Here is a 21,350-nt window from a genome sequence, read left to right as displayed (position 1 = left end):
GAGGGTAACAGTATGGCGTTTTTGTTCAGGGTGGTGTTTGTACTGCTTTTTTCCAGTGCTGCCTGGGGGCAGTATCAGGTAGAAACCGTTGCCGAAGATTTGAATTACCCCTGGTCCATAGCGTTCCTGCCCAGCGGCGACATGCTGGTGACCGAGCGCGCAGGGCAATTGCGCATGATTCGCGATGGCAGGCTGTTGTCTCAACCCATCAGCGGTGTGCCCAAAGCTCATGTACAGGGGCAGGGTGGCCTGTTGGATGTGCTGCTGGCCGAGGATTTTGAGCAAAGCGGGGTGGTTTACCTGTCTTACGCTCACGGCAATAAAAAAAGCAAAACCCTGCGTATTGCCAAAGGCAAGCTGGTGGGCATGGCGCTTACGGATGTGGAGGTGATTTTTAGCGCCGAGCCCTGGCGCAACAGAGCCATTCACTACGGCGGCCGCATGATCTGGCTGCCGGACGGCACCTTGTTGACGGCCAATGGCGATGGTGGCAATCACCGGGAGCAGGCGCAAAAACTGGACAACCATTACGGCAAATCAATCCGCCTGAACCCGGATGGCTCTGTGCCCGCTGACAACCCGTTTGTTGGCCAGCCCAATGCGCGCCCGGAAATATGGAGCTACGGCCACCGCAACCCCCAGGCCATTGTCTACGATCCGGACACCGGCTCGGTGTACATGCACGAACACGGCCCTAAAGGTGGGGACGAACTCAATGTGATAGAGCCGGGTAAAAACTACGGTTGGCCCGCCATCACCTATGGCATTGATTACAACGGCTCCGTTATCTCTCCGCACACGGAATTGCCCAATATGGAGCAGCCCCTGGTTTATTGGGTGCCCTCCATTGCGCCAGCGGGTATGGGTCAATATCGTGGTGCGGCCTTCCCGCAGTGGCAAAATAACCTGTTTGTGGCCGCCTTGAAGGAGCTTTCTGTGCGCCGCTTGACGTTGGAAAAAGGCAAAGTGACAGATCAGGAAATACTGTTCAAGGAGCTGGCTTCACGTATTCGTGATGTACGCGCCGGTCCGGATGGCTTTCTGTATCTGTTGACAGACAGCTCTTCCGGCAAGGTACTGAGAGTTAAACCCAAACAATAATGGTTTATTTTTTTCGTTTATGCGCAGGGCTGCTGTTTACCGCTGCCAGCCCAGCAGTATTTGCTGCCAATACGCCTGCCACAACAGGTGTTATTGAAGAAGTCAGGGTTTCTGGCAACCCCTTGCCAGTCACTGCCATTGGTCAGGCCAAAGCCAGACTGGACATCACTCATCGCAGCGCTTTGCGGCTGGACGAGCAACTCAAACAGATTCCCGGCTTGAGCTTGTTTCGCCGTACCAGCAGCCTCACGGCGCACCCAACAACTCAGGGGTTGTCCGCCCGGGGAGTGGGAGCCAACGGTGCCGGTCGGGTGCTGGTCACTCTGGATGGAGCCCCCCTTAACAATCCTTTTGGTGGCTGGGTTTACTGGTCGTCCATCAACCCCCGGGATATTGCCGAGGTAACGGTGCACAAAGGCGGTAGCGCCAGCGCATTTGGGCCTCAAGGGGTGGCGGGCACGGTGTCTTTGCAATCGTTGACTCCGGAAGAAAATGGCGGCTATGTAGCTACCGAATACGGCGAGTTCAACAGTTATAACCTGTCTGTCGGAGCCAGCCGGGTGGCTGAGAAGGGTTATTTGTCCCTGTCCGCAGGGCGCTTTCGCAGTGATGGGCCTCAACTGTTATCCAGTGAGCAACGGGGCAGCATCGATGTTCCCGCCGCCAGCAGTGCAAAAACCCTCAGTGTACGTGGCGGCGTGCAGTTATCCAGCCGTACCCGCGCGACTGGCACTGTGCGCTATTTTCAGGAGCGGCGAACCAATGGCCTTGCTGCCGCCCTTAATGACACACTGGGCCTGGAAAGTTCTTTCCGGCTTGTTCGGCAAACTGACGACCATTTCAATTGGGAGCTGTTGGGTTACTACCGCACCACGGATTTTGCCAATGTGTTTGCCAGCGCCAGAGACAATCGAACCACAGAACGCCCGGTGCTGGACCAATTTGATGTGCCTTCCCGCGGCGGCGGTTTGCTGGCTCGACTTCAGTTTGGTGATTTTGAAGTGGGCATCGAAGGGCGCCACAGTAAGGGAGAAACCAACGAGCGCTTTCGCAATCTGGGGCAGGGGTTTACCCGCCAGCGCATCGCCGGTGGCGAGCAGCGCACGGTTGGCCTGTTTGCGGATTTTCACCGTCAGGGGGAGTGGGGCGCGGTGAGTTTGTCTTCCCGGCTGGACCGTTACCGCACTTTCAATGGCCAGCGCAGTGAGCAAGACATCAATACCGGCAACCTGTTGCGCGAAGACAATATCGCCAACCGCAGTGGCAGCGAGTTTTCTGGTCGTGCGGGGCTGTATTACCCATTGAATAAAAAGCTGTCGCTCAACGCGGCGGCTTATCGCAGCTGGCGTTTGCCCACCATCAATGAATTTTATCGCCCGTTTCGCGTGGTCAATGACATTACCGAGGCCAATCCCGGGCTGTTGCCGGAAACATTATACGGCGCAGAAGTGGGTATCACCCTGGAATTTGCAGAGGGCGCAAAAGCCACAGCCACGGTCTATCGCAATCAGTTTGACGATTCTGTGGGTAATATCACCATCGGTTTTGGCCCCGGTTTTTTCCCACTGGGCGGTTTTGTACCGTCAGGGGGTGTGCTGCGGCAGCGGGCCAATATTGATCTCATCGATATCGATGGCCTTGAACTGGAAGGCGAGTTCAAAGTGGGTAAGAGCAGCGATCTGGTAATCAGGTATTTGTACACAGACAGTCGCATCAGCCGCTTTGCCGCCAACCAATCACTGCTGGGCAACCGGCCAGTACAGACTCCTCGCCACGGATTTTTCAGTGCGTTTAGCCATCGTTTTACTCGCGGTTGGGTCACGCTGCAGGGGCGTTACAGTGGCAATCAGTTTGACGATGATCTCAACCAGCGAGAGCTGGCGGCGGTGTTTACTGCAAACCTGTCTGCAAGTTACCCGCTGAACGACAGCCTTACTTTGTCGCTGGCAGTGGAAAATCTGTTTGATCGCAAAGTGGTGTCTGCCCTCACCGCCAGTGGTCTGGAAACACTGGGGCAGCAGCGGTTTTGGCGAATCGGTATGGAGTTGCAGTTCTGATTATTTTCACTGCCGCCCCATAAAGAAGCGGCAGATGTACCTAAACCCAATACAGGTTTGACTGCCGGCCACGGTCACAGCACGCCACTCCAGATTCATATCTTCAGATTTTGCAGGGCAGCAATGAATTATTTTAATAACGAAAGGAATTCCGAGCGGGTCATCTGGTTGTCCCTGAACAACCCTCGCATGGCGGACGTTTTCATCAACGAGTTCTGTTTTTCCACACCGCGCATCATCATGCACATATGCTGAGCTTCGATAATAACGCCCACACCCAGCGCGCCGGTTACGTCTTCGATGGTGGTGGCGATTTGGGTGGTGAGATTTTCCTGAATTTGCAGGCGGCGGGAAAACATATCCACAATGCGCGCCACTTTGGATAGCCCCAATACACTGCCATCGGGTATGTAAGCCACATGGCATTTGCCGATAAAGGGCAGCAGGTGGTGTTCACACAAAGAGTACAGTTCGATGTCTTTGACAATCACCATCTCTTTGCTGTCACAGGGAAATAACGCACCGTTGATGACCTGATCCAGATTTTGGTGGTAGCCGTGAGTAAGGAACTCAAATGCTTTGGCGGCCCGCTTGGGGGTATCCTGCAACCCGGGGCGGCTGAGGTCTTCACCAACGCTTTCGATGATCTTGGCAAATGCGTCTTTCATGGCAATGTCGAGAGGGGAAAAGGGGCGGCTAAGGTACGTGAAAGCGCAATTAAGGTAAAGCATTTTTGTGCCCACATAGGTAGAATGTCGCCTTCCCGAAACCCACAGGATTTGCTGTTGAACGATCAGGCAGAAATTACCGAGCAGCTGCACAGTGTGCGGGATTTTATTCGCTGGGGGGCGAGCCGTTTCAGTGAGCAGGCGCTGTTTTTTGGTCACGGCACCGACAACCCCTGGGACGAAGCTGTGGCACTGGTTCTGCACGGCCTGCACTTGCCCAACGGCAGTGGCGCTCAGGTATTGGATGCGCGCCTCACCAGTGGGGAGAAACAGCGGGTTGTGGCATTGCTGGAGCGGCGCATTAACGAACGCATTCCGGCCCCTTATATTACCGGGTCGGCCTGGTTTTGCGGGCTGGAATTTATGGTGGATCAACGGGTATTAATACCCCGCTCCCCCATTGGCGAGTTGATTGAAGGGCAGTTTTCCCCCTGGTTGCAGAGTGCGCCGCAACGCATCCTCGACCTGTGTTGCGGCAGTGGCTGCATCGGAATTGCCTGTGCTTACGCGTTTGAGGATGCGCAGGTGGATATCAGCGATATTTCCAGTGATGCCCTGGAGCTGGCGCAGCAGAATATTCACCTGCACCATATGACTGGGCAGGTGAGGGCGCTGCAATCGGATTTGTTTCAGGGGCTGGACAACGAACGTTACGACCTGATTGTGTGCAATCCTCCCTATGTGGATGCCACGGACTTTGGCACCATGCCCAGTGAATTTCACCACGAGCCCTCGCTGGCACTGGCCTCTGGTGAAGACGGCCTGGACTTTACCCGCCGCCTGTTGGCACAAGCTGCAGAGCATTTGAACAATGGTGGGCATTTGGTATTGGAAGTGGGCAACTCCTGGCCAGCGCTGGAAACGGCCTATCCGCAGTTGGCTTTTGAATGGGTGGAGTTCGAGCGCGGCGGTCATGGGGTTTGCGTACTCGCGCGGGAACAACTGATACAGTGTGAAGCATCATCCTGAGGGATCTGAAGTAAATAGCTCGAAATTTGTCATCGCGAGCGGAGCGCGGCGATCCAGTACCTTTGCGTTTAAACCACTGGATTGCCACGTCGCTGCGCTCCTCGCAATGACGTGAACGAACTTGGAAAATAGTCATGTCAGGCAACAGCTACGGAAAACTTTTCACCGTCACCACCTTTGGCGAAAGCCACGGCCCCGCATTGGGCTGTATCGTGGATGGTTGCCCTCCGGGGCTGGCGATCAGTGAAGCGGATATTCAGGTAGAACTGGATCGCCGCAAGCCGGGGCAATCCCGCTATACCACCCAACGGCGGGAAACAGATCAGGTAAAAATTCTCTCCGGCGTATTTGAAGGGGTTACCACCGGTACCCCCATTGGTTTGTTGATTGAAAATATGGATCAACGCTCCAAGGACTACAGCAAAATCAAAGATCAGTTTCGCCCGGCCCACGCGGATTACACCTACCATCACAAATACGGCCATCGGGACTACCGCGGCGGTGGCCGCTCTTCGGCACGGGAAACCGCCATGCGCGTGGCCGCCGGCGCCATTGCCCGCAAATATCTGCAGGAGCAATGCGGCATAAGCATTCGCGGCTACCTGTCTCAGCTGGGCCCCATCGAGATTGAAACGGTGGATTTGGCCGAAGTGGACAACAACCCGTTCTTCTGCGCCAATGCCGCCAAAGTGCCCGAGCTTGAAGAGTATATGCAACAACTGATCAAAGAGGGCAATTCCGTAGGCGCCCGTATAGGCGTGGTGGCTACTAACATGCCGGTGGGTTTGGGTGAGCCGGTATTCGACCGGCTGGATGCAGACATCGCCCACGCCATGATGAGTATTAACGCCGCCAAAGGGGTGGAGATTGGTGCAGGTTTCGCATCGGTGGCGCAAAAGGGCACCGAGCACCGCGACGAAATCACTCCGCAGGGATTCTTGTCCAACCACGCTGGTGGCATTCTCGGTGGTATTTCCTCCGGCCAGAATATCGACGTGCAAGTGGCCTTTAAACCCACTTCCAGCCTGCGGATTCCCGGCCACAGTGTGAATGTACAGGGCGAGCCCATCGAAGTGGTCACCACTGGCCGCCACGACCCCTGTGTGGGCATACGTGCGGCACCCATCTGCGAAGCTATGCTGGCAATGGTATTGATGGACCACTTGCTGCGCCACCGCGCCCAGAACGGTGATGTATCGGTGGGCAGCGCGCCGATACCGGCGCAGCCATAAGCCGATTTTGTCGATGCAGGACGCGCTGCCAGAAAAGCCGCCAGTTCCCTACTGGCGGCTTTCTTCGTTTTATTTTTTCTACTTTGCCATTCTGGGTGTGTTGGCACCGTACTGGCCGCTTTATTTTCAATGGTTGGGTTTTAGCCCTGAACAGATAGGCTGGTTGCTGGGTACGGTAACCGCCTGCAAAGTTGTGGCACCCAACCTGTGGGCTTGGCTGGCGGACCGTTCCGGCAAACGGGTGTTGGTGATGCGCGTGGGGTGCCTGCTGGCCACGGTATTTTTTGCCGGTCATTTTCTGGAGCTGGGCTTTTACCCGTTAATGGCCATCCTGTTTGCCTACAGTTTTTTCTGGAACGCCATCTTGCCGCAACAGGAAGCGATCACTCTGGGTTTTTTAGGCGCTCAGCCAGAACGCTACAGTCTTATTCGCCTGTGGGGGTCGGTGGGCTTTATCGTTCTGGTGCTGGCTGCCGGAGCCTTGCTGGGTGATGAAAACATTCTTCACTTGCCCACCATTGCCATGGTATTACTGCTGTTGACCATGATGAGCAGCCTGGTGATTCCCTCAAAGGACAAGCCCCGGTCAAAAGTGATCAACAAAGGTTTTTGGTCATTGGTGCTGAAAAAAACCTCTGTGGCATTTTTGCTGGGTGGCTTGCTGATGCAACTGGGGCACGGCGCCTATTACGGGTTTTTCAGTATTCATCTTCAGCATCTGGGCTACAGCGAATTGACCATCGGCTGGCTGTGGGCGCTGGGTGTTATCGCCGAGGTATTGCTGTTTTTATTGATGCACAGGCTGCTGCCCCGTTTTGGCGTCAAGGGGCTGCTGTTGGCCAGTCTGTTAATCGCGGCTGTCCGCTGGCTGTTGATTGGCCATCTGGCACACCAGATGGTCTGGCTGTTGCTGTCCCAGGTGTTTCACGCGTTCACTTTTGGCGTATTCCATGCTGCCGCCGTTGAAGGCGTTCGCCGCCTGTTTGGTAGTGCCCATCAGAGCAAAGCACAAGCGTTGTACACCGCGGTCAGCTTTGGCTTGGGCGGCGCAGTGGGCTCTATAGTGGCGGGGCAGGTATGGCACCTTGGGGCGGATTTCACCTTTAACCTGGCGGCATTGGTGTCACTGTTTGGGCTGGTGGTGATTGCAGCCTGGTATCGAGAATGACTGACATGTTGCGGCTGGCTCTGTATTTATATACAGTTGTTTGGCTGTGGAGTATTGATAATGACAAATAACAGTGACGACAAGCTGGTAATCGCCCTGTCAACGCGGGTGCTATTCGATTTGGCTGACAGTCATCAGGTGTATGAAGCCGATGGCCTGCAAGCCTATTCCAGCTATCAGATTGACCACGAAGACGACATCCTGCAACCGGGGGAGGCATTTCCTCTGGTTAAAAAGCTGCTGCGCATTAACGAAAAACTCGGTGGTGATCCGCGGGTAGAAATTATTCTGCTGTCCCGCAACTCCGCCGACACCGGCTTGCGAATTTTTAACTCCATCGAACACCATGGCCTGAATATTACCCGCGCCGCTTTTTGTGGCGGCGACAGCCCTTACCGCTATGTCTCGGCATTTGGCTGCCATCTGTTTTTGTCTACCCATGGCGACGATGTGCGCAACGCCCTTAAAAATGGGGTGGCCGCTGCCACCTTGTTATCCGCCAACAGCGCCAATGACAACGATGACGAACTGCGCTTTGCCTTTGATGGCGATGCGGTTATCTTCTCTGACGAGGCGGAAAAAATATACAAACAACAAGGCTTGCCTGCATTTACTGACAGCGAACGGGCACTGGCAAAAACCCCGCTCACTGGCGGCCCCTTCAAAAACTTTTTGCAGGCGCTGCAAAAGCTACAAAGCGAATTTGGCGGCGATGACAGCCCCATCCGCACAGCATTGGTCACCGCCCGTTCCGCTCCCGCCCATGAAAGAGTGGTGCGCACACTGCGCCATTGGAATATCCGCCTGGACGAATCCCTGTTCCTCGGCGGCATGGATAAAGGCGCTTTTTTAAAAGCCTTTGGCGCCGATGTATTTTTCGATGACCAGCAAAAACACTGCGATTCTGCCAGTGAGTATGTGGCGACCGGCCATGTGCCTCATGGGGTGGCGAATGAGTAATTGGTTTCGGTGGCGATCAGGGGCTGGTGATGCTTTACAGAACACGCTGTGAATATGTCCCTATAAGCTCGGATGCGACATCCCTGTCGCATACGGTTCTGTAAAGCATCACCAGCCCATTTGGTTTCATACTTTTTCCACAGCACTCGGAAGTCATGGGTACAATACGGCCTGATGTGACCGTGGCCAGCATGGATGCTGGCGACGAGCCCCCAGGGAAGGGTTTACGGCGTGTCACAGCAGGCCATATTGTATTCATGACTGGTGCCAATTAAGTTCTCCTTTGTGTATCCCAAAAAGCTATAAAAACTTTGGCACTTATGCCAATTGACTTCTATGCTGAAAGTAGGCAATCACAGGCGTCTGCTATGAAGCTGCAACAATTCCGCTCTATCTGGGCAGTGGCTCATCACGAGCTGAATATTTCCGAAACCGCCAAAACCCTTTATACCTCCCAGCCGGCTATCAGCAAGCACATTATGCTGTTGGAAAACGAGCTGGGCGTGGAAATTTTTTCCCGCCGTGGCCGTCATATGGTGGAAATTACTCCCGCAGGGGAAAAGATTATTCAAATCGCCGGCGAGGTGCTCAAGCACGTAGACAGCATTCGCCAGGTGGCGGAGGAGTACAGCAACCCGGACAAAGGCAGCTTGCGTCTGGCGGTTACCCATATGCAGGCCCGCTATGTGATGCCCCGGGTGATTGAGCAATTCCAGCAACGCTACCCGGAGGTGGCCATTCAGTTTCAGCAAGATAGCCCGGACCATGTGGCGGAGTTGGTTCGCGAAAGCCATATGGATATGGTGCTTACCAGCAACGAATCGGTAGAAAGTCAGGACCTGGTGCTATTGCCCTGTTTCCGTTGGCGACAGTCCTTGGTGGTGCCCAAAGAACATCCGCTGGCGACTGTTGGTCAGCCCGCGCTGGCGCAAGTGGCAGAATTTCCGCTGATTACCTACGCCAGTAATTCCGCCGGCCACCGGGAGGTGGAGCATGCGCTTTACAACAATAAAATACAGGGGAATATTACCTGCACCGCATCCGATTCCGATGTGATTAAAAGCTGTGTGCGCATGGGAATGGGCGTTGGCATAGTGGCGACTATGGCGGTGGAGAAAACCGATCATCTGGACCTGGCGGTGATTGATGCCAGCCACTTGTTTACTCCGCCTACCAGTTATCTGGGCATTTGGCGCCATGCTTTTTTGCGGGAGTTTCACCACTATTTTATCGAACTGCTGGCGGCCCAGCTGGACAGGGAATTGGTTGCGCAGGTCAGGCAGACGGATTCGCCGGACAAACGCCACCGCCTGCTCAAATCTGTTGAGCTACCGTTGCTCTAGGCACTTCATCAAGCGTTCCACTTTATCCAATGACTCCCGATATTCGGCGCTGGCGCTTGAATCGGCAACAATACCGCCACCTCCCCAGCAGTGCAGGGTTTGTTGATCTGCCACCAGAGTGCGAATGGCAATATTGAAATCCATACGTCCACAGCGGCTGATATAGCCCAGGCTGCCGCAATAAACCGAGCGTTGGCAAGTTTCCAGTTCGTCAATAATTTCCATGGCGCGACGCTTGGGTGCGCCGGTAATGGAACCGCCAGGGAAGCAGCCCTGTAACAATTGCAGGCGGGTTTTGTCAGCTGCCAGTTGCCCGGTGACCGTGCTGACCAGGTGGTGAACGTTGGCGAAACTTTCCAGGGCAAACAACTGCGGGACTTCAATACTTCCGGGCTGGCAGGCTTTACCCAGGTCGTTGCGCAACAAATCCACAATCATCAAATTTTCCGCCCGGTCCTTGGCGCTGTTAACCAATGTGTCGGCATTGGCCAGGTCACTCAACCGGTCGGTTCCTCGGCGGATGGTGCCCTTGATGGGTTTGGTTTGCACCTGGCCGTTGCGGTTAACCCTGAGCAACCGCTCTGGCGACAGCGAGAGGACTGCCTGGTTTCCAGTGTCGTTTTGCCATTCCATATAGGCGCTGAATGGCGAGGGTGTTGTCCGGCGCAATTGTTGGTATGCGCCAAAACTGTCCCCTTGAAAGGGCGCGGAAAAGTGCTGGGCAAAATTCACCTGGTAACAGTCGCCAGCGAGAATGTAGTCGTGAATACGGCTGATGGCGCCGTGATAGTCAGCGGTGCTGATGCTGGCGGCAAACGGTTGTTGCAGGTGGAAGGGCCGGGCTGTCGGCACATCACCTGTCTGAAAGCCGCTGATGATGTTGTGCACTTGGTCGCGAACATCGTCGGGGCAGCTGTCGAGAAAACTGAGTTGGGTGGATTGTTGTTGATGATCACTGACCAATGACCAGTGGTACAAGCCCAGGCGCATCAAGGGCAAAATTGCCGTGGATCTGGAATGGCTGCGAATGCCCTCGCCACAGGCGCCCAGGTCGTGGTTGCCTAAGTCATAACTAAAGTACCCCGCCAGCCCGCCCACAAAAGGGACACCCTGTGTCACCACCGATGGTTTCGGCAGCTTGTCCAGTAACGTCTGTGCCTGGGCAAAGGCGTCTGCCTGAGGGTGCTCGACAGACAACAGCTCCGATGGCGCCGCAGTAATGATATCGAAACGGCCATAGCCACTGGCCGGCTTGCCACTATCAAACCAGATGGCATCCGGCAGGGTTCGCAATGCCTCAAAAATGGCGCTGCAGTCGGCGATATAGGGCAGGAGAGTGGTTTGGTGCATAAAACTGAGCAAAGCTCTGTAGGGTGGATTAGCAAAGCGTAATCCACCAGAAAGCGTGGCTGGTGGATTACGCTTTGCTAATCCACCCTACGGGGAAGTTGGCATTTTAATGATATGTGCCGACTGTTGCACTACCCGGATATATTCAACTGGCGTACTTCAACAGGCACCGGTGAGCGTTGCCACAAACTGTCGAACCGCTCCTCCTGCTGGCGCACTTCCGCGGGGGCCTGTTGCAACCATTGTCCGGCCTGGCCGGGGCCGACACCGGAGCGCAACAGTTGGTGGTCGTCCAGCAACACCATCACGGGCCAATCCGGTGTGGTATCGCGGCGGTCACACTGGCGAATATGGAAGCGGCTGTCCAGAGTTCGTTGCAACACCAAAAGCGGGTGTTGGCGGCCACTGTCCGGGTCGACATCCCGTATCAGTAATTGCACCTCACAGTTTGCGGAGCTGTTCAGAAATTGTCGCAGTGCAGCACCGCTGTCGGTGTTGGTCAGCAACTCGTCATCAAACTGTTCTGAGTACCAGCGAATCTTGCGGCTTGTGTTGCCAACCGCAGCCACCAACGCCTCTTGCATGGCCATTGGGCTTTCCAGGGGGTTGACGATCATATTGCTTTTGCGGGCACGGTGGCGGTAGGGACCAAGGTCCAACTCCATGGCCTGATGGTCTATATCCGCTTCATCAAAAACTTCGCCGAATGCCACAAAACCGAATTGTGCATAAAACTCCAGAGCGTGGCATTGCCCGTGCAGGTAGAGGCGGCTGTGCCCCTGGCTGCTGGCGTCGAGAATAATGCGCCGCAACAGTGCCGAGCCCACCCCGGTTCCCCTGTGTTGTGCCAACACCGCCATTCTGCCCACTTTGCCGCTGGGCTCAAGGCGGGCTGTACCAATTGCCCTGCCGTCTGCGGAGTAGGCCAGCCAGTGGGCGCTCAAAGGATCTTGCTCGTCAATTTCTATCTCAACGGGCACCTGTTGTTCTTCCACAAACACAGGCTGGCGCACGCTCATCAGCTGTTGCTTATCCTGTTGCCAGGTTGCGGGTTTGATGGTGATGTCAGTAAATTCGATGACTTGCATGGGATTTCCTGTAACGGCCACAAAGTATGTGGCGCTGGCGCAATTCCTGCCATAGATTTATTATGAGAAAAATTTAATCAAACCAAAACCATATTGAATACCACTTATGATAGACCTTCGCCATTTGCGTACTATTCGGGCACTTGAACAGGGCGGCTCACTGGTTGAGGCCTCGGAAATACTGCATCTTACCCAGTCGGCGCTTTCCTACCAGCTCAAAGAGCTGGAAGACCGTATCGGTACACCGCTGTTTGTGCGCAAGTCCCGGCCTTTGCGCCTCACCAATGCGGGCCAGCGCCTGTTGCAGCTGTCTCAACAGGTAATGCCGCTGATCGAAAAGGGCGAGCGCGACCTCAAGCAGATTACCCGGGGGCGGGCAGGGCGCCTGTTTATGGCTATTGACTGCCACAGCTGTTTCGACTGGCTGATGCCTTCCATCAACCGCTTTCGTGACAGCTGGCCGGATGTGGAACTGGATTTGAGCACCGGTTTCAGTTTTGAACCCTTGCCGGTGCTGCTGCGCGGTGACCTGGATTTGGTGGTGACTTCAGACCCTCAAACGATCGAGGGCATCCACTATGAGCCGTTGTTCCGCTATGAGGTTAAGTTGGCTCTGCCGAAAGAGCATCCCCTGGCAGACGCGGCCTTTGTGGAGCCGGAGCAACTGGCGGATCAAACACTGATTACCTACCCGGTCGAGCCGCAGCGTATGGATGTGTTCAAGCACTTTTTGACCCCGGCAGGGGTTGAGCCAACAGGTATCCGCACCGCCGAACTCACCCTGATGATTGCTCAATTGGTGGCCAGCGGCAGAGGTGTTGCGGCACTGCCCAACTGGGCAATGGCAGATTACACCAGCAACGGTTTTGTGAAATCCTGCTCCCTCGGCGAAGCGGGCCTGTGGCGAACGTTATACGCCAGTATCAGAGAGGAGCAGGCGAACAGCGCCTATATCGCAGATTTTCTGAATACGGCACAAGATGTCAGTTTTGAGACGTTACAAGGCATTAAACGGCCATGACGTATTTGTTGCGTGGTTGTGCAAGGGTTAGAATTGCGTCACAGGCGGCAAGTAACAGGATATAACAATAATGACTTTACCTACCGGACAAGGCCTGCTTGAGTGCCTGCTGATTGCAGCAAAACTGGAAGGGCGCCCCACCACCGCTGCAGCGCTGACTTCCGGCCTCCCTATGGAAGACGGCAAACTCACCCCGCAACTGTTTGTACGGGCGGCTAACCGGGCGGGCATGGCAGGCCTGTTGGTGGAGCGAAGCCTGGACGCCATCAAACCTGCGGCACTGCCCAGTGTGCTGATGTTGAAAGACGGCAATGCTGCGGTACTGACAGAGTTGGATTTCGAACACGGCTTTGGGGTTTTGGTGTCCCCGGATGAGCAATATCAGCAGTTCTCACTGGACGAGCTGGCAGAAGTGTACGACAACCATTTATTCCTGCTGCGGCCGATGCAGCAGTTCGACCAACGCTCCCCGAAAATTTACCCCAATACCGGCCAGCACTGGTTTTGGGGGGTGATCAAGAGCTCCTCCAGCATTTACCGGGATGTACTGATCGCCTCGCTGTTGATCAATCTGTTTGTACTGGCCCAACCGCTGTTTGTGATGAATGTGTACGACCGGGTGGTGCCCAACAACGCCTTTGAAACCCTGTGGGCGCTGACCATTGGCATCTTCGTGGTTTACCTGTTCGACCTGCTGCTGAAAGGCTTGCGCAGCTACTTTGTGGAATTGGCGGCGAAGCGCTCCGATGTGATTTTGTCGTCACAGCTGTTTGAGCGGGTGCTGAACCTGAAAATGAAGCACCGCCCCATTTCTGTAGGCGCGTTTGCCAATCGCCTGCACGAGTTCGATGCGCTGCGCAACTTTATTACCTCATCCACCATTCTGACTTTGGTGGACATTCCCTTTCTGATTCTGTTTGTGATTGTTATGGCCTTTCTTGGGGGCTGGCTGGTGGCGGTGCCACTGCTGGCCCTGCCAATTGCTGTGGTGTACGGCATCGCCGTGCAAAAAAAGCTGCGCCCGGCCATCGAAAACGTGATGCGCGCCAGCTCCCGCAAAAATGCCATTCTGGTGGAGGGGCTGATCGGGGTGGAAACCGTCAAGTCGCTGGGGGCGGAAAGTAAAGTGCAGCACAACTGGGAGCAATCCGTTGGTTATGTGTCCCAGTGGGGGCTGCAGACCCGCGCCACATCCAATACGGTGTTGCAGGTGGTGCAATTTCTGCAACAACTGGCCATGGTGTCGGTGGTGGTGTGGGGTGTTTACCTGATTGCCAATCACTCACTTTCTCTCGGCGGCTTGATCGCCTGCGTGATACTCAATGGCCGCATTATGGCCCCCCTTGGACAGATTGCCGGGTTGCTGAGCAGCTACGATCACGCTGAGGCAACCTTGAAGTCCCTCAATGAAATTATGGCCCTGCCGGTAGAGCGGGACCACAACAAACGCTTTTTGCATCGCCCGGTACTGCGTGGCGATATCCAGTTGAAAGGGGTGAATTTCAGTTATCCGGAACAAGCGAACCCGGCACTTTCCGGGGTCAGTATCACCATAAACGCCGGTGAGAGGGTAGGCATTATTGGCCGCATTGGTTCCGGCAAGTCCTCGCTGGCCAAGTTGCTGCTGCGCCTGTACGAACCGGACGCCGGTTCAGTGACCATTGATGGCTTTGATTTGCAACAGGTGGACCCGGCAGATACCCGCCACAACATCGGTTACCTGTCCCAGGATGTGACCCTGTTTTACGGCACCATTCGCGACAACATAGCCTACGGCGTACCCGCCGCAGAAGACACGGAAATTGTTGCCGCGGCGGAGGGCGCCGGAGTTGCTGACTTTATCAATCGCCACCCGCTGGGTTACGAAATGCCGGTTGGGGAGCGTGGTGAAACCCTGTCTGGCGGGCAGCGTCAGGCCATTGGCCTGGCCCGGGTGTTGCTGCGCAACCCGCAAATTTACCTATTGGATGAACCTACCGCCTCTATGGATATGGGCAGTGAACAACGCATCCGCGAGCAACTGAAAGTAGCCACGGCCGGCAAAACCCTGATTTTGGCGACTCACAAAAGCAGCATGCTGGAATTGGTGGACAGACTGATTGTGCTCGACCAGGGCTCTGTAGTGGCAGACGGCCCCAAAGAGGATATTCTTGAAGCCTTGAAACAGGGCAAGTTGGCGAAGAGAGGCTGATATGAACTTAAAGAAACTTTCTCGCTACCTGGACGACACCAAAAGCGTCGATCTCAAATACATGTCCTACTCATCGGAGGCCATGCTGCAACAGTCGCCGGTAATGAGCCGTCTGCTGTTGTGGATAGCGGGGCTGTTCTTGTTGGTGATGGTGGTGTGGGCGTCTTTCGCCAATATCGATGAGTTTACCCGTGGCGATGGCAAGATTGTGCCCTCCAGCGATATTCAGATAGTGCAAAACCTGGAAGGCGGCATTCTGCTCGACCTGATGGTCAATGAAGGCCAACTGGTGGAATCGGGGCAACCCCTGCTCAATATCGATGACAAAACCTTTTCTGCAGACTTTGGTGAGTTGACCCTGGAAATCAATCAGCTCTCGGTGCGTGCTGCCCGCCTGCGGGCGGAGGCAAACGGTTCTTCACTGGACAAGGAACTGGCCGGCCTTGACGGAAAGCAGAACGAAAGCCTGATTTCCGAACAGCGCCAGCTCTACGAGGGGCGGCAACGGGAATTTCGCTCCAAGGCCAGCGCTTTGCAGCAAAAAATCACCCAGAAAAAACAGGAGCTGTCCGCAGCCAAAGCATCTCGCGAAAACCTGTCCCGCAGCTATGAGCTGCAATTAAGGGAGCTGGAATTAAACCGCCCACTGGTGGCGGACGGCGCGGTTTCCCAGGTAGAGTTTCTGCGTCTGGAGCGCCAGACAAATGACAAGCTCGGCGAATTGAATAAGGTCAAACTGGAAATCCCTCAATTGGAATCCGCCATCAAGGAGGCCCAGCAAACCGCCGCTGGCTTTGCCGAAGAATTTGCCGGTAAAGCCCGTGCCGAGCTAACCGATGTGCTGGCCGAACTTCAGCTGAAACGGGAAAACAGTCAATCCCTGGAAGACAAGGTGCTGCGCCGCATTGTGCGCTCACCGGTCAAGGGCATGGTAAAGCAACTCAAAGTGAAAACCATCGGCGGCGTTATTCAACCGGGTATGGATCTGGTGGAAATTGTGCCAGTGGAGGATTCACTGCTGGTGGATGCCCGCATCCGCCCGGCGGATATCGCCTTTATTCACCCCGGCCAGCCCGCGCTGGTGAAATTTACTGCCTACGACTTCTCCATTCACGGCGGCCTTGATGCCGAGGTTGTGCTAATCAGCCCGGATACCATCGTCGATGAAGAAGGGGAGAGCTACTACCAGGTGCGCCTGAAAACCGCCGGCGCCTACATTGGCAACGGTGATCAGGAGCTGCCGATCATCCCTGGCATGGTAGTCAATGTAGATATCCTCACCGGTCAGAAGACCGTTCTCGATTACATCCTCAAACCCATACTAAAGATGAGGGAATTGGCTCTAAGAGAGCGTTAATTCCTGAGCATCTAATACTTTATTCCCTATAAGTGGTTCTTTAGTGCTAATTAATGGCGTTGATTCACAGTCAAAGTGTGACTAATATCACACTTTCGGGTTATATCGGGCTGAAATTAAGTGAGTTTTTTGGCAAGTTAGCTGAGTTTAATGGTGTAACTGATTGATTTTAAATGTAACAAATCAGTGACAACCCCATATAAACACACCAGGCACAAGCTGAAAGTTCATAATACGGCTCCGAAGAGTTATGAACCCCGGTATTTATCAGCGACACATACCAACAGCAAACACCAATAATAATATTGTGTTTGGAAACATTGATAAGACTGCTCTACAAGGAAAAAACTATGGCAAAGCGCACATTGCTTTCTGTCCTCTCTCTGGTGTTCGTCAATATGGCGTCAGCCGACACATTGAGTGTAGAGCAGGCCGTAAATATTGCTCTGCAAACCAACCCGGAAATCCGCCGCGAACAGCGTGAAGTGGACGCTCGCGACCGGGAGGTGCGCCAGGCTTTGGCCAAATACTACCCGACCCTGGACCTGGTGGCCGCCTATGGTTTTCAGGAGCGCGACCCGGTGGTGGGGCGCAATCCATTTACCGGCGAATTGCCCGCTGGCCGCACCCGCAACGAACTGGAACGCAGCGAACTGCAATTGAACCTCAGGCAATTGGTGTTTGACGGCTTCCGCTCGCAAAGTGAACACCGCAACCAAAAAGCCCGCCTGAAAAGTGCTGAGCACCGCACTCGCTCTGTGGCCGAAGACGTGTCACTGCGGGTGATCCAGTCTTATATCGATGTGCTCAACCGCCAGCAAATTCTCGACATTGCCAAAGAATCGCTGGCCTTCCATGAAGACGTATACAAGCGCATGGAAAAGCGCTTTGACTCCGGTGCCGGCAGCAAGGCCGACCTGAGCCAGATATCAGGCCGCCTGGCCCTGGCCAAAACCAACCTGGTTACCGCCACCAACAATTTGCTGGATGCCCGCATTAACTTCCAGCGGGTCGTCGGTCGCTTCCCGGAAGAAGGCGAACTGGTCACTCCCGGCAGCTATGGCAGCGCGCTGCCTGCTACCGTAGAAGCAGCGGTGGCCCGGGCCGCTGCCAATCACCCATTGCTGAAAACCGCCGAAGCGGACGTGGAAGCGGTGCAGGAAACTTACAAACAAACCAAGAGCTCCTTTTACCCTTCGTTGCATATCGAAGCGCAGCGGGACTGGAACGACAATATCAATGGTGTAGAAGGGCGCATCGACGACACTCAAGTAATGTTGCGCCTGCGCTACAACATCTTTAATGGCCAGGCGGATGTGGCCCGCAAGCAGCAGTTTGCCCACCTGGTAGAACAATCCCGTGAAATTCGCAATGACGCACGCCGCGCAGTGGAAGAAGAGCTGCGCCTGGCCTGGTCCGCCAGAGAAGCCCTGGTAAATCAGCTGCCGGCTCTCAAAAACCATATGCAGGACTCCCTGTCCACCCGTGATTCCTACACCCAGCAGTTTGATCTGGGTCGCAGAACTTTGCTGGATTTGCTGAATACTGAGAACGAATACATCGATGCAAGGGTGGCCTATCAGCAAGCCTGGCATCAGGTATTGTTTAGTGAATACCGCATTCTCCGTTCCACGGGTGATCTGCTGGGAACTATGGGTGCGGCACTGTAATCGCAGATAACAAGACTGTCAGCTAGCGGCACCGATGCAAGCGGGCCGCTGCTTTAGCGAAAGGCACAAGGTGAAATAATGGAAACTCAAGGCATGAACAACGGAAGCGCAAATCCAATCGGTATCGTCAATGCGACCGATGGTGGTGTTCTGGTGGCTGTTTCAGGCAATGGTCAGGCTCGTGATCTGAAAGTCGGCGACCCGGTATTTGCCGGCGAAGGACTCAGAGTTCACAGCACCTTGAGAATTGATATCGCCGACACAGCTGGCGATTTGCAACAACAGGTTTATTCCGCCCGCAACAGCATTGTCTTTGCCGATGGCTCTGTGCGCGAAGTGCCGCCGCAGGGTATTTCCAGCCTCAATGCCGACAGTTTCTTACACATGGCAGAAGTGGATTACCAGCAGGGCGAAGCGTTGGCGCCAACCTTTGAAGAGCTGATGGCCGCACTGGAAAACGGCCAGGACATCAACGAACTGCTGCAACCCACTGCGGCCGGTGAAGAAAGCAACGGCAGCGAAGGCGAGTTGGGGCAGGGCGTGCGCCTGGAGCGGGTCGAACAAAGCGTGAACCCGGAAGTAGGCATCGACCCGGATATTGCCTTTGCCACGCCCGTTGTTACCCAAGACCAGAACCTGCAGGCGGAACTGCTTAACGCCATACCCTCATCTCAATCCATCAGCCCACAAAATGGCGACGACGGCGAAACTATCTCCTTCAGCGTGGCCAGCAATTTTACTGACCCGGACGGCCAGCTCACCTACAGCGCAGAAGGCTTGCCGGAAGGATTGAGCATCGACCCGCAAACAGGGGTCATCAGCGGCACAATAGTGTCTGATGCCAGCGGCACCAGCGTTCAGGATTACAACATCACCATTACCGTTACCGACAATGGCGGCGCCCAGGCTTCAGAATCCTTTATCTGGACCGTGACCAATGTTCCCCCGGTTGCTCTGGGCGATGCTTTCTCTGTGGACGAAGATGGCGTACTGCAAGGCAATGTACTAACCGACAACGGCAATGGCGCAGACAGCGATGGCGGGCAGGATAGCGACCCTCTCAGTGTCAACACCACCCCGGTAAATGGCCCTCAGAATGGCACCTTGGTACTCAATGCCGATGGCACCTTTACCTATACACCAAACGCCAATTTTCAGGGTGCCGACAGCTTTACTTACAGCATCGACGATGGCCAGGGCGGTACCGATACCGCCACCGTATCCATCGCTGTTAATGCCGCAAACGATGCCCCTGTTGCCGTGGACGACACCGTCACAACAGACGAAGACACACCGCTGAACAATATTGACGTACTGGCTAACGATACAGACCAGGATGGCGACCCCCTCAGTGTTACCAACGCAACCGCCACTAACGGCACCGTCACCATCAACCCGGATGGCACTCTCAACTACACGCCAAACAACAACTTCAATGGTGTTGATACCGTTACCTATACCGTAGACGATGGTAATAGTGGCACCGCAAACGGCACCCTGACAGTCACCGTTAACCCGGTAAACGATGCCCCCGAACTGACTTTTACCCCAGGCAGTGTTACTGAAGACAGCGCCCTTGATGGCAGCGTAGTGGGCACCTTTACTGCCACCGACCCGGATGGCACACCATCCGTAGACTTCGCGCCAGGCTCCAACGACGATGGCTACTTCGCCATCGACGGCAACAACATCGTACTCACCCAGACTGGTGCAGACTTTGTCAACAACGGCAACCTGCTGCCACAAGTCAGTCTGATCGCTACCGACGATACCGATCCAACCCTCACCGATACCGCCAGCGGAACTCCAAGTGTTCTGCTCAACAATGATCCAACCATCACTAACTCCGACAGTAATAGTGTTGCTGAAGACAACAACCTGAACGTTGCCGCGGGCGCTGGTGGCGTACTCGACAATGACAGCGACCAAGACAATATCCTGGCCATTTCCAGCTACCAGGTTGCCGGAGATGTAACTATACGTAACGCTGGAGATACAACAACAATCTCTGGTGTTGGTGACTTCGTACTAAATAGCGACGGCAGCTACAGCTTTGACCCAGTGGCGGACTTTAACGGTGATGTACCGGTTATTACCTACACCACCAATACCGGGATGACCGATACGCTGACCCTCAGCGTATCCGCAGTGAACGATGCACCTGAAGCAGTGGACGATTCCGCTGTTATCACCAACGAAGATACTCCTGTAACCACTGTCAATGTACTGGCCAACGACTCTGATGTGGATGGTGATGATCTAACCATCACTACTGCCACCGCTACAAATGGCAGTATCACCATTAATGCCGATGGCACTCTAACCTATACCCCAGATGCCAATTTCAATGGCTCTGACACTATCACTTACACCATCGATGATGGTAATGGTGGTAGTGATACCGCTACTGTTGGTGTCACCGTGACAGCGGTGAACGATCCCACCACCGTGGGTGGTGACACCAGTGGCAGTGGCGAAGAAGACGCCGGTGCCATCACCGGCACCCTGACCGCCAGCGACGCCGATGGTCTGGCCGACGGCACCGTGTTCAGCATCACCGGACTGGCCAGTAACGGCAGCGCCAGCATCGACCCGGCCACCGGTGCCTGGAGCTACACCCCGAACCCCGACTACAACGGCGGCGACAACTTCACCGTGACCATCACCGACGATGCCGGCAACAGCGTCACCCAGGTGATTGCCATCACCGTGACCGGCGAAGACGACAGCGTGGCGGACAGCGCCACCACCGACGAAGATAACGCGGTCAACATCGACGTGTTGGCCAACGACAACTTCGAGGCCGCCGACGCGGCGGTGACCGCCGTCACCGATGGGGCCAACGGCAGCGTCGTGATCGAAACCGACGGCACCGTCACCTACACCCCGGACGCCAACTTCAACGGCAGCGACAGCTTCACCTACACCGTGACCAGCGCCGACGGTACGGCGGAAACCGAAACCGTCAACATCACCGTGACAGCGGTGAACGATCCCACCACCGTGGGTGGTGACACCAGTGGCAGTGGCGAAGAAGACGCCGGTGCCATCACCGGCACCCTGACCGCCAGCGACGCCGATGGTCTGGCCGACGGCACCGTGTTCAGCATCACCG

General features: G+C 55.1%; 15 protein-coding genes. 12 read left to right on the top strand and 3 right to left on the bottom strand.

All coding sequences use genetic code 11. The annotated features are described in order from the left end of the window. The first annotated feature begins 12 nt into the window (after nucleotides 1-12). Both ACVBEJ_RS12045 and ACVBEJ_RS12040 read left to right on the top strand, forming a co-directional pair. A complete protein-coding gene (locus ACVBEJ_RS12045; RefSeq protein ID WP_447129881.1) occupies nucleotides 13-1,101 on the top strand; it encodes a PQQ-dependent sugar dehydrogenase in 1,089 nt (362 codons plus the stop codon). After that, nucleotides 1,101-3,158 carry a TonB-dependent receptor gene (locus ACVBEJ_RS12040; RefSeq protein ID WP_447129880.1) on the top strand — a complete coding sequence of 686 codons (2,058 nt, stop codon included), beginning with the start codon at nucleotides 1,101-1,103 and terminating at the stop codon, nucleotides 3,156-3,158. The genes ACVBEJ_RS12045 and ACVBEJ_RS12040 overlap by 1 nt, the downstream gene beginning before the upstream one ends. Before the next feature lie 128 nt (nucleotides 3,159-3,286). On the opposite strand, the gene folE is transcribed toward ACVBEJ_RS12040, so the two are convergent. Beyond that, the gene (folE, locus tag ACVBEJ_RS12035; RefSeq protein ID WP_447129879.1) at nucleotides 3,287-3,826 is read right to left on the bottom strand and encodes a GTP cyclohydrolase I FolE; all 540 of its coding nucleotides are present in this window, start codon (nucleotides 3,824-3,826) and stop codon (nucleotides 3,287-3,289) included. A gap of 84 nt (nucleotides 3,827-3,910) precedes the next feature. On the opposite strand from folE, the gene prmB reads away from it, so the two are divergent. The 5 genes from prmB to ACVBEJ_RS12010 all read left to right on the top strand — a co-directional run bounded on the left by prmB (nucleotide 3,911) and on the right by ACVBEJ_RS12010 (nucleotide 9,558). Next, a complete protein-coding gene (prmB, locus tag ACVBEJ_RS12030; protein WP_447129878.1) occupies nucleotides 3,911-4,855 on the top strand; it encodes a 50S ribosomal protein L3 N(5)-glutamine methyltransferase in 945 nt (314 codons plus the stop codon). A 134-nt stretch (nucleotides 4,856-4,989) separates the two neighbouring features. After that, nucleotides 4,990-6,087 (top strand): chorismate synthase, encoded by a 1,098-nt coding sequence (gene aroC, locus ACVBEJ_RS12025; protein ID WP_447129877.1) that lies wholly within the window; start codon nucleotides 4,990-4,992, stop codon nucleotides 6,085-6,087. A gap of 13 nt (nucleotides 6,088-6,100) precedes the next feature. Then, a complete protein-coding gene (locus ACVBEJ_RS12020) occupies nucleotides 6,101-7,255 on the top strand; it encodes an MFS transporter (RefSeq protein ID WP_447129876.1) in 1,155 nt (384 codons plus the stop codon). 60 nt (nucleotides 7,256-7,315) lie between these two features. Beyond that, entirely contained in the window at nucleotides 7,316-8,215 is a 900-nt protein-coding gene (locus tag ACVBEJ_RS12015) for a 5'-nucleotidase (protein WP_447129875.1), read from the top strand. 368 nt (nucleotides 8,216-8,583) lie between these two features. Beyond that, nucleotides 8,584-9,558: a LysR substrate-binding domain-containing protein gene (locus ACVBEJ_RS12010; RefSeq protein WP_447129874.1), complete on the top strand. Its 975-nt coding sequence runs from the start codon at nucleotides 8,584-8,586 to the stop codon at nucleotides 9,556-9,558. Here ACVBEJ_RS12010 and pabB read toward each other — a convergent pair. Continuing rightward, complete coding sequence (gene pabB, locus ACVBEJ_RS12005) at nucleotides 9,544-10,908, bottom strand: aminodeoxychorismate synthase component I (RefSeq protein ID WP_447129873.1); 1,365 nt, start codon at nucleotides 10,906-10,908, stop codon at nucleotides 9,544-9,546. The genes ACVBEJ_RS12010 and pabB overlap by 15 nt on opposite strands. Nucleotides 10,909-11,039: 131 nt before the next feature. Beyond that, on the bottom strand, nucleotides 11,040-11,996 hold the full coding sequence (locus ACVBEJ_RS12000; protein ID WP_447129872.1) for a GNAT family N-acetyltransferase: 957 nt from the start codon (nucleotides 11,994-11,996) through the stop codon (nucleotides 11,040-11,042). A gap of 106 nt (nucleotides 11,997-12,102) precedes the next feature. Between ACVBEJ_RS12000 and ACVBEJ_RS11995 the strand changes: the two genes are divergently transcribed. The 5 genes from ACVBEJ_RS11995 to ACVBEJ_RS11975 all read left to right on the top strand — a co-directional run. Continuing rightward, the gene (locus ACVBEJ_RS11995; RefSeq protein ID WP_447129871.1) at nucleotides 12,103-13,017 is read left to right on the top strand and encodes a LysR substrate-binding domain-containing protein; all 915 of its coding nucleotides are present in this window, start codon (nucleotides 12,103-12,105) and stop codon (nucleotides 13,015-13,017) included. 70 nt (nucleotides 13,018-13,087) lie between these two features. After that, nucleotides 13,088-15,208, top strand: a complete 2,121-nt coding sequence (locus ACVBEJ_RS11990; protein WP_447129870.1) for a type I secretion system permease/ATPase — start codon at nucleotides 13,088-13,090, stop codon at nucleotides 15,206-15,208. Nucleotide 15,209: 1 nt separating this feature from the next. Next, nucleotides 15,210-16,565 carry an HlyD family type I secretion periplasmic adaptor subunit gene (locus ACVBEJ_RS11985; protein WP_447129869.1) on the top strand — a complete coding sequence of 452 codons (1,356 nt, stop codon included), beginning with the start codon at nucleotides 15,210-15,212 and terminating at the stop codon, nucleotides 16,563-16,565. Between the two features lie 350 nt (nucleotides 16,566-16,915). Beyond that, entirely contained in the window at nucleotides 16,916-18,235 is a 1,320-nt protein-coding gene (locus ACVBEJ_RS11980; RefSeq protein WP_447129868.1) for a TolC family outer membrane protein, read from the top strand. Between the two features lie 93 nt (nucleotides 18,236-18,328). Beyond that, on the top strand, nucleotides 18,329-21,350 hold a 3,022-nt coding region (locus ACVBEJ_RS11975; RefSeq protein ID WP_447129867.1), incomplete at its 3' end, for a retention module-containing protein.

This window comes from Porticoccus sp. GXU_MW_L64 (genome assembly GCF_052983295.1).
This window is presented reverse-complemented; position numbering and strand designations above follow the sequence as displayed.